The sequence below is a fragment of the Limnospira sp. PMC 1279.21 genome, assembly GCF_032349615.1.
In the GTDB taxonomy this organism is placed as follows: Bacteria; Cyanobacteriota; Cyanobacteriia; order Cyanobacteriales; family Microcoleaceae; genus Limnospira; species Limnospira fusiformis.
Window position 1 is genome coordinate 5,155 of the sequence record NZ_JARPLU010000217.1, and the last position, 1,352, is coordinate 6,506.

A 1,352-nucleotide genomic window follows, 5' to 3' on the forward strand; every position below is an offset into this window, starting at 1 on the left:
GGGTGTAAACTTCCAAGGCCGCTTCGTAGCAGCGAATCCCCTCCTCGATATTGTCAGCTCGCTCTCCTTTGATCCGGTTTATGTAGGCAATCCCTAAGTTAATTTGAGTGCTTGCCCAATCTTCGGGAAAAGCCGTGCGGGTGTAGACTTCTAAGGCCGCTTCGTCGTAGCCGATCGCCTTCTCTATATTGTCGGCTCGCTCTCCCCGGATGCGGTATAAGTAGGTCAGTCCCAAGTTCATTTGAGTCTTTGCCCAATCTTCAGGAAAAGCGGTGCGAGTGAAGACTTCTAAGGCCGCTTGAAAGTAGTGAATCGCCGTCTCGATATTGTCGGCTCGCTCTCCTTTAATGCGGTCTGAGTAGGCAACTCCCAAGTTCATTTGAGTCATTGCCCAATATTGGGGAAAGCCGGTGCGGGTGTAGACTTCTAATGCGGCTTCGTCGCAGCGAATCGCCTCCTCAATATTGTCCGCTCGCTCTCCCCGGATGCGGTATAAGTAGGCAGCCCCCAAGTTCATTTGAGTCATTGCCCAATCTTCGGGAAAGTCAGTGCGGGTGCGGACTTCTAAGGCAGCTTGGTAAGCGACGATGGCAATTTCCACATTATTGGCTTGACTGCCTAATGGGAACCCCCAAATATGAACAGCAAAATCATTAAGGATTAGGGCTAAGACTTTATTTTTCTCAATATTATCGGGGTCAAGTTGGGAGTGAAACCATTGGGTGATGGTTTCGGCAAAATTGAGGTCGAGTTTATCTTGGTATTTTTGGAAAATGGGATAATAAACTGCTTTCCCCTTTAACCCGCTTTTTATGGCTTCCAGGATTTCTCCCCAAATTGCTAAATACTCATTCATGGGATATCCCCTCAACAGTGAGGTCGGAGGTTCTGGGAGACTGGGAGGCGAATAATAATAGGATGTTGAGCCTCTGCCATAGATTTTGCCATTTCTCACGCCAACTCGACATGGTTCCGCCTCCCTGAGTCTTGTTTCGGTGTAGTCGGTGCGGTGAAGCCTCGCGCGACCCCAACTCGATTATACCCCACCCCGCGACTCCGAGCAACCGGGTTAATCTCAGCTCATTGGGCATCCACCGCGCAAATGGCCTGGTCGTAGCCTGCGGCGATTTCCCAGTTTTGCGGGTCAGAGCCGAGGTCGCGTGGGGTGTTGAGGCCCTATAGGGGTAACGAGGATGTACAGGCACCTTGTCAGGAAGCGATCGCCTCTTGGATATTGTCCGCTCCCTCTGTGGGGATGGGGTATACTCGGAGAAACCGGGTTTCTTAACCCCCCCGGTTCACAAGTCACGGGAAAAGCGAGCCAAAAGTTCTTCCCGTGATAACTGCCAAAC

Annotated in this window: 1 pseudogene; it reads right to left on the bottom strand. The window is 51.2% G+C overall.

The features are described from left to right. Positions 1 to 856, bottom strand: a pseudogene (locus tag P5683_RS21710) (hypothetical protein); the annotation flags it as partial. Positions 857 to 1,352: the final 496 nt, after the last annotated feature.